The sequence below is a fragment of the Acinetobacter sp. YH12105 genome (assembly GCF_013419095.1).
Lineage (GTDB): Bacteria > Pseudomonadota > Gammaproteobacteria > Pseudomonadales > Moraxellaceae > Acinetobacter > Acinetobacter pseudolwoffii.
In genome coordinates, this window is record NZ_VPAU01000017.1 from 59,079 (window position 1) to 67,970 (window position 8,892).

Annotated in this window: 5 protein-coding genes, 4 tRNA genes and 1 rRNA gene; 9 read left to right on the plus strand and 1 reads right to left on the minus strand. The window is 44.0% G+C overall.

The features are described from left to right. Positions 1-322 precede the first annotated feature (322 nt). Positions 323-958 (minus strand): peroxiredoxin, encoded by a 636-nt coding sequence (locus FTU44_RS12275; RefSeq protein ID WP_180050918.1) that lies wholly within the window; start codon positions 956-958, stop codon positions 323-325. 331 nt (positions 959-1,289) lie between these two features. Between FTU44_RS12275 and secA the strand changes: the two genes are divergently transcribed. From secA to FTU44_RS12320, 9 genes are all read left to right on the plus strand, one after another. After that, positions 1,290-4,016, plus strand: coding sequence for a preprotein translocase subunit SecA (secA, locus tag FTU44_RS12280; RefSeq protein ID WP_005098055.1), 2,727 nt, complete (start codon positions 1,290-1,292; stop codon positions 4,014-4,016). 137 nt (positions 4,017-4,153) lie between these two features. After that, on the plus strand, positions 4,154-4,507 hold the full coding sequence (locus FTU44_RS12285; RefSeq protein ID WP_005098054.1) for a hypothetical protein: 354 nt from the start codon (positions 4,154-4,156) through the stop codon (positions 4,505-4,507). A 158-nt stretch (positions 4,508-4,665) separates the two neighbouring features. After that, entirely contained in the window at positions 4,666-5,886 is a 1,221-nt protein-coding gene (gene argJ, locus FTU44_RS12290) for a bifunctional glutamate N-acetyltransferase/amino-acid acetyltransferase ArgJ (protein WP_005168580.1), read from the plus strand. A gap of 152 nt (positions 5,887-6,038) precedes the next feature. After that, entirely contained in the window at positions 6,039-7,106 is a 1,068-nt protein-coding gene (gene nadA / locus FTU44_RS12295) for a quinolinate synthase NadA (RefSeq protein WP_179999634.1), read from the plus strand. Positions 7,107-7,257: 151 nt separating this feature from the next. Continuing rightward, positions 7,258-7,334 (plus strand) — tRNA-Pro (locus tag FTU44_RS12300). Between the two features lie 34 nt (positions 7,335-7,368). Continuing rightward, positions 7,369-7,445 (plus strand) — tRNA-Arg (locus FTU44_RS12305). Between the two features lie 33 nt (positions 7,446-7,478). Then, a tRNA-His gene (locus tag FTU44_RS12310) sits at positions 7,479-7,554 on the plus strand. A gap of 17 nt (positions 7,555-7,571) precedes the next feature. Then, a tRNA-Pro gene (locus FTU44_RS12315) sits at positions 7,572-7,648 on the plus strand. 910 nt (positions 7,649-8,558) lie between these two features. Then, a 16S ribosomal RNA gene (locus FTU44_RS12320) occupies positions 8,559-8,892 on the plus strand; the annotation flags it as partial.

The following is an 8,892-nucleotide window of genomic DNA, read 5'->3' on the forward strand; positions in this document are numbered from 1 at the left end:
ATTAAAAAGGTGACAAAACTCTCAGGATTAAAAAAGCCTATCTAAAGATAGGCTGGTGATGAACTTCGAAACCGGCACGTCATTCGGGTTAGAAATTCAGTTTTAATCTTGCTGCTTTTTATATAGATACATCAACGTTAAGAGTGGATGTACTTATACATATTCTTTATGAACAGAGCAGTGCTCTGCTTATCTATTACTGCGCACTTCACTTGTGTTGCGCAAAATTAAAAAGGAATCGTTTTAATTTGTTGCTCGAAGCATAGCTTCTCGTCTTCTTGCGGAATATATTCCTCAGGGCGAAGCAGTGTCTTGCTGATCCTCACTCAGGATGTGGCGTTAAGCGCAGGTAAGGCGTGATCGCGGTATACCCTTTAGGAAAACGTTGTGCAATTTCAGTCTCATCTTTTAGGGAAGGCACAATCACCACATCATCGCCATGCTGCCAATTGGCAGGTGTTGCGACTTTATGGCTGTCGGTGAGTTGTAATGAATCCACCACACGCAAGATTTCATGGAAATTACGACCCGTCGATGCCGGATAGGTAATAATCAAACGTACTTTCTTATTTGGATCGATGACCACCAAAGAGCGAACTGTGAGCGTTTCACTGGCATTCGGGTGAATAAAGTCATATAGCTCAGACACTTTACGATCCTGATCGGCAATGATCGGAAAATTGACTGTGGTATTCTGGGTTTCATTGATGTCTTTAATCCAGCCCTTATGTGATTCAACATCATCAACCGATAAGGCAATGGCTTTGACACCACGTTTTTCAAATTCATCCTTCAGCTTTGCGGTATAGCCAAGTTCAGTGGTACATACCGGCGTATAGTCCGCCGGATGTGAAAATAAAATGCCCCAGCTATCGCCCAGAAAATCATAAAAATTAATCAGGCCTTTACTGGATTGCTGTTCAAAATTCGGTGCGGTGTCGCCTAGACGTAAACTCATCTTTTGCCTCAATTTGTCTTTTAATGTAGAGATGAGATTTAATATGAACTAATTTTTTTATGATTAAAAATAGTGTTTTTAGCTTTCTTTATGAATAAATAGCATAAGTGATTTGTTTTATCTATCTAGAATCAAACAAATCAGTCGTCTAATTGACTATATTGCACAGCTAAAGTTTGCTACATTACTTTGCCTTAGATCTCGGGGCTAGAACTCAGGATCAGATTTTTTCAGTGGTTTTATAGCAAAACCCTTGTAGTTCAAATTTCTAGCACCATAATAACGACTAAGAACATATTCATTTGACAAGCAAGATTTAGAGAGTCTATTCATGTTGGCAAGTCTGATCGGAGGAATCTTCGGTACCAAAAATGAGCGCGAACTCAAACGCATGCGTAAAATCGTAGACAAGATTAATGTGCTCGAGCCGACGATATCTACCCTTAGCGATGCAGACTTATCTGCAAAAACTGAAGAATTCAAACAACGATATAATAAGGGTGAAAACCTCGATAAATTATTGCCTGAAGCATTTGCAGTCTGTCGTGAAGCCGCCAAGCGGGTCATGGGCATGCGTCATTATGACGTGCAGCTGATCGGTGGTATTACCTTGCACGAAGGTAAAATTGCAGAGATGCGTACCGGTGAGGGTAAAACCCTGATGGGTACCTTGGCCTGTTACCTGAATGCCATCAGCGGTCAGGGTGTGCATGTCATTACCGTGAACGATTACCTGGCACAACGTGATGCCGAGCTCAACCGTCCATTATTTGAATTTTTGGGTTTAAGCATCGGGATTATTTATTCCATGCAAAATCCGATGGAAAAAGCGGAAGCTTATCGTGCCGATATTACCTACGGTACCAATAACGAATTTGGCTTTGATTACCTGCGTGACAACATGGTGTTCTCGCTGGCTGAGAAAAAGCAGCGTGGTTTAACCTATGCGATTATTGATGAGGTCGATTCGATCCTGATTGATGAAGCACGTACTCCGCTGATTATTTCCGGTCAAAGTGAAGATTCTTCACAGCTTTATGCAGCCATTAATAATATTCCACCAAAATTACAGGCACAGAAAGAAGAGAAAGTGCCGGATGGCGGTCACTTCTGGATTGATGAAAAACAGCGTTCAGTTGAAATTACTGAAGTGGGTTTTGAAACCATTGAAAGTGAACTGATTGAAATGGGCTTGTTGGCAGAAGGCGAGAGCTTGTATTCAGCGTCGAACCTGAATCTGTTGCATCATGTGACTGCGGCAATTCGTGCCCATTATTTATATCAACGTAACGTGCAATACATCATCAATGATGGTGAAGTGATTATCGTCGATGAAAATACCGGTCGTACCATGCCGGGCCGTCGCTGGTCTGAAGGTTTGCATCAGGCGGTAGAAGCCAAAGAAGGTCTGGAAATTCAACCAGAGAACCAGACCCTGGCAACCACAACCTTCCAGAACTATTTCCGTCTGTATAAAAAATTATCGGGTATGACCGGTACCGCTGATACTGAAGCCGCGGAAATGAAAGAAATTTATGGTCTGGATGTGGTGCTGATTCCGACCCATCGTCCAATGATCCGTGATGACCAGAACGATTTAATCTATTTAAATCGTGAAGGCAAATATAACGCGATTATTCAAGAAATTCAGCGTGTGCATGAAGCCGGTGTTGCGCCAATCTTGATTGGTACGGCAACCATCGAAGCATCTGAGATTCTATCCGATAAGCTGAAAGCTGCGGGCATTACCCACGAAGTACTGAATGCCAAACAGCACGAACGTGAAGCGGATATTATTGCGCAAGCTGGTGCGCCGCGTGCCGTAACCATTGCCACCAACATGGCGGGGCGTGGTACCGATATTCTGCTGGGTGGTAACTGGAAAGCATTGCTGGCCAAAATTGAAAATCCGACAAGCGATGACGAAGCGCGTCTGAAAGCGGAATGGGATGTTAATCATCAATCTGTTCTGGATTCGGGTGGCTTGCATATTATCGGTTCTGAACGTCATGAATCACGCCGTATCGATAACCAGTTGCGTGGTCGTGCAGGCCGTCAGGGGGATCCGGGTGTATCGCGTTTCTACCTGTCGCTTGAAGATGACTTGATGCGTATTTTCGCCGGTGACCGTGTGGTGGGTATGATGCGTGCCATGGGCTTGCAGGAAGATGAAGCGATTGAACACAAAATGGTGTCTCGCTCGATTGAGAATGCACAGCGTAAAGTCGAAGCACGTAACTTCGATATTCGTAAGAACTTGCTGAAATACGATGACGTGAATAACGAACAGCGTAAGATTATTTATAGTCAGCGTGATGACATTCTGGCAGAAAATTCGCTGCAAGATTATATTGAAGAAATGATCCGTGAAGTGATGCAGGGTGTAATTGCCAATTATATTCCGCCTGAGTCGATTCATGACCAGTGGGATATTGAAGGTCTGGAATTGGCCTTGCGTGAAGACATGTCACTGGATCTTCCTATCGCACAATGGCTGGAACAGGACCGTCGTCTCGATGAAGAGGCATTGGTGGTGCGTATTAGCGATGAAGTACTGAATCGTTACCGTTCACGTCGTGAACAAATGGGTGCGGAATCTGCAGCATCGCTTGAACGTCACTTTATGCTGAATTCTCTGGATCGTCACTGGAAAGAACATCTGGCAGCGATGGATTACTTGCGTCAGGGCATCCATTTACGTGGCTATGCACAGAAAAATCCAGAGCAGGAATATAAAAAAGAAGCCTATAACCTGTTTGTGAATATGCTGGGTGTCATCAAATCGGATGTCGTTACAGATTTATCGCGTATTCATGTTCCAACACCTGAAGAGCTGGCTGAAATGGAAGCGCAGCAGCTGGCACAGGCTGAGGCAATGCGTTTGCAGTTATCTCATGATGAGTTCGACGGTTTACTGGCAGATGAACATGAAAATACGACTGAACAAAATGCTGAGGCAAATCCGGTAGCGCCAGTCTTTGAAGCGCCGGCAAGCCGTAATGCACCTTGTCCATGTGGTTCAGGCCTGAAATATAAACAGTGTCATGGCAGAATCTAAGCGATATTGAAAATCAGAGCCACATGGCTCTGATTTTTTATGTATAAAGATTTTTCAGAAACTGAATACTATTTGCAGTCCTGCGGATTAAATGGTATTTAATGGCTCATTCAACACCGAAAAGTGGAATAACCTGAATGAAAAAAGTATTAAAAACGCTCATGATTGCCGCTTTGGCCATGCCTGCTTTAAGTTTTGCAGAAACTGCAGCCACCACGACACTTGATAAAGTTCAGCAAGCAGTGGGTTCTACTACAGCTCAAGTACAACGTACAGATGAACAAGTGACCGTGGCCAGCCCGCGTACCGGGATTCGTTATACCTTTGCCAATCAGAATCGCCCGATTGTGTTGCAGACCGCTGCGATCGCACCGGCCAATGCGGCCAATGCAGATCGTATTGTGGCATCTAATCCGGCACTTTCTGCCGCGAGTCAGCAGCAAGCGAAGCAGGCTTTATTAAATGAAGCAGGGCAACTTGCGAAAAATTAAAATCTCCGATTTTTTAAAATGCAGAAACCAGTCTTGATGACTGGTTTTTTATTGTGAAAATCCATCATAAATCTCAAGCTGACTCAGGCTTTGGCTCGATTTTTTGTTGCAGATCAACTAAGCTGTATTTTTCCGAAACTTCAATATTGGACTTTAAAATGGCAGTTGGTGACGTATCTATGCCACAGATGCATGTGGTGAAAGGGGTTAAAATTGGTTCGGCTGAAGCCTATGTGCGCTATCAGAACCGACGTGACCTGGTGATATTTGAACTGGCTGCAGGCTCCAATGTTGCAGGGGTATTTACTCAAAATGCCTTCTGTGCAGCCCCTGTGCATGTATCTAAAGCGCATTTACAGGTAGGGAATCCGCGTTACCTGGTGATCAATACCGGCAATGCCAATGCAGGAACCGGCCCTACAGGCATGGCAAATGCAGAAGCCACCTGTGCCAAGCTGGCTGAACTGGCAGGGGTACAGGCTGCTGAAGTTTTACCATTCTCTACGGGTGTCATTGGCGAGCAATTGCCAATGGAGCGTTTGCTCAGCGGTTTACAACCTGCGCTAGACTCATTGCGTGATGATGCCTGGGTCGATGCTGCAACGGGAATCATGACCACAGATACTACACCGAAAGGCGCTTCAGAGCAGTTCGAGCTGGATGGTGTCACCTATACCATGACCGGTATTTCCAAGGGTGCCGGCATGATTCGTCCAAATATGGCGACTATGCTGGGTTATGTGGCAACCGATGCTCCAATCAGCCGTGAACTGGTTCAGCAGTTATTAACAGAAACAGTAAATGTGTCGTTTAACCGCATTACTATCGATGGTGATACTTCAACCAATGATTCCTGCATCTTGATTGCCACAGGTCAAGGCGGGGGGGCTGAAATTACTTCGACTGAAGATCCACGTTATGCAGTCGTGCTTGATGTGTTAATGCGTACCATGAAACGCTTGGCGCAACTGATTGTGCGTGATGGTGAAGGTGCCACCAAATTTATTACAGTTGCGGTAGAAGGTGGTGCTAATATTCAGGAATGCTGTGATGTGGCTTATAGCATTGCACATTCGCCATTGGTTAAAACTGCGATTTTTGCTTCTGATCCAAACTGGGGGCGTATTCTGGCAGCGATTGGTTATGCTGGTGTGCCGAATTTAGACGTTGCAAAAATTCAGGTTTGGTTAGATGATGTACAAATCTGTAAAGATGGTGGTGCGGCGGCAGACTATACTGAAGCAGCTGGTGCAGGTGTGATGGCCCAAGCTGAAATGACGATTCGTGTTGATCTTGGACGTGGTACAGCGAAAGACACGGTCTATACCTGTGACCTGTCTTATGATTACGTCAAGATTAATGCAGATTATCGTTCATAATTCAGATCGTTTCTAAAGCCTCCGTTGTGGGGCTTTTTTTATATCTTATGATTTTTAATGACTGGTCAAAAATGGCATTTTGCCAATTGTGATTAGGGTGTAGGGTAAATGTCCGTGTCATAACGGATAATTAGGGTAGAGTAAGAGTTGTTATGAATAGTGCGACCAAATTAATAGCCAATGAAGCAAAGTCGATTGTGCAGGCGCATTTAGATCGTTTAGGCGTTCCTCAAGAACATCAAATGAGCCAGCAGGAAAAATTAGACAAATTTGCACAAATCAAGGCTGAGCTGGAAAAACAGGATGCCGTTTTGGTGGCGCATTATTATTGCGATCCTGAAGTGCAAGAACTGGCTGAGTTGACCGGTGGTTGTGTTTCGGATTCTCTGGAAATGGCACGTTTTGGTCGCGATCATCCAGCCTCTACGTTGGTGGTGGCAGGAGTGAAATTTATGGGTGAAACCTCAAAAATTTTATCTCCAGATAAAACCGTGCTGATGCCAACCCTGGAAGCAACCTGTTCACTGGATCTTGGTTGTCCGGTTGATGAATTTACAGCTTTTTGCGATGCGCACCCCGATCATACCGTGGTGGTGTATGCCAATACTTCCGCAGCGGTGAAAGCGCGTGCCGATTGGGTAGTGACTTCTAGCTGTGCAGTGGAAATTATTGAACATCTGGATAGTCTCGGTGAAAAAATTATCTGGGCGCCGGATCAGCACTTGGGCCGATATATCCAAAGCAAAACCGGTGCAGAAATGTTGCTCTGGGATGGTGCCTGTATCGTGCATGAAGAATTCCGTTCACGCGGTATTGTCAATATGAAAGCACTCTATCCAGATGCTGCGGTGTTGGTACATCCGGAATCCCCCATGTCTGTAGTCGAGATTGCCGATGCAGTAGGCAGTACCTCGCAACTGATTAAAGCCGCACAGACTTTGCCACATCAGCGTTTAATTGTGGCTACGGATCGTGGTATCTTCTATAAAATGCAGCAAGCAGTTCCCGATAAAGTCCTGATTGAGGCACCAACTGCGGGGGAAGGGGCAACCTGTCGTTCTTGTGCGCATTGTCCGTGGATGGCAATGAATGAGCTGGATGGTATTTTGCATGTATTACAGCATAAGGATCAGGAAGTACATGTCGATCCTGTACTGGCTGAACGCGCAAAACTGCCTCTAGATCGCATGTTGAATTTTAGTGCCGGACTAAAACGTTAAAATTTGTATAAAAAATGTCTGAAGCGCTTGATAAATAAACGCTTGGCGCGTTTTTTAGGTTTTTTTTTAAGATAGGTGTTGACGTCTCCGGGCGTCACGCCTAGAATGCACACCGTACCGAACGATGTTCGATACGAAAGCTGAGATGAATCGGAGCATAGCACAGCCTGGTAGTGCACCTGGTTTGGGACCAGGGGGTCGTAGGTTCGAATCCTACTGCTCCGACCAATTCTTCAAGGCAAATGATGTTTGCATCAGTAACGCGCTTGTAGCTCAGTTGGATAGAGCATCCGCCTTCTAAGCGGATGGTCACAGGTTCGAATCCTGTCAGGCGCGCCATTTGGTCGCTTGATGTTAAGAATCAAAATGATGGTGGATGTAGCTCAGTTGGTAGAGCCCTGGATTGTGATTCCAGTTGTCGCGGGTTCGAATCCCGTCATTCACCCCAACTTTTAAAGTTGAAATCGGAGCATAGCACAGCCTGGTAGTGCACCTGGTTTGGGACCAGGGGGTCGTAGGTTCGAATCCTACTGCTCCGACCATCTCCTTAAAGATGGTCGAGATAAAAGATACCGCGTTAAGCGGTTTTTTTATGCCTAAAATTTAATAAGTATAAAAAATACACAATATTATTTATAGTCGCCTTTTTAATAATTGTTTATGTAATCACTTGTATCTCTATATCAATTTATTTTTCACTCAATATAGCTATGCAGGTGAGATGGGTTTTTTATTTTATGTCTTTTGCTGAAGAAGGATTATGATGCGTTTAAGGATGGGGGAATATTGAGGCATTCTCATTTTCATACTATTTTATTTTGGTGAAGTGTATGCGTTCCTCAGCATTTATATAAAAGGGAAATATAAATAATTTATCAGTCTTGATATCTATATTTTTCTTACTAAAGAAAAGATGAATTACAATATAAATCTGAAATCCACCAGAAATATCTTTTATAAGTAAATAAACACTATAAACCTCCTTGGAATGTATATTTTTTACTCAGGAAATAGGAAAACCCCCTATTTTTGTAGAATAAATAAACAGTCGTTAAGTTTTTCATGAATTATTTAAAAATAGGGGTTGTGTTGGGTGTGAAATGCTGTAGAATGCACATCCATCGGCAGTGATGAAGATTAAAACTTCTGATAAAACAGTAACTTAGCACGAAGTGTTAAGATTAGGTTTTGTTGGATAAGTTTAAATTAATTTGAATTACGGATTGACACTTTAGAAATTCAGTGTAATATAGCCGACCTAGCTTGATGCTGACGAAGCATCGAGAAGATCATTAAGAGATTATGAAGAACAACTTGTGTGGATTTTTACTGGTTGATCGATCGAAATTATTTTCATTGATTGATGGTAGAAATGACTCGAAGTTTATTTGAGAAATATTTGTCAGAAAATTGATGAGCCAAGATTGGTGTCCTTTAGGCACTACTGATTTTAAACTGAAGAGTTTGATCATGGCTCAGATTGAACGCTGGCGGCAGGCTTAACACATGCAAGTCGAGCGGGGGAAGTTGCTTCGGTAACTGACCTAGCGGCGGACGGGTGAGTAATGCTTAGGAATCTGCCTATTAGTGGGGGACAACATCTCGAAAGGGATGCTAATACCGCATACGTCCTACGGGAGAAAGCAGGGGATCTTCGGACCTTGCGCTAATAGATGAGCCTAAGTCGGATTAGCTAGTTGGTGGGGTAAAGGCCTACCAAGGCGACGATCTGTAGCGGGTCTGAGAGGATGATCCGCCACACTGGGACTGAGACACGGCCCAGACT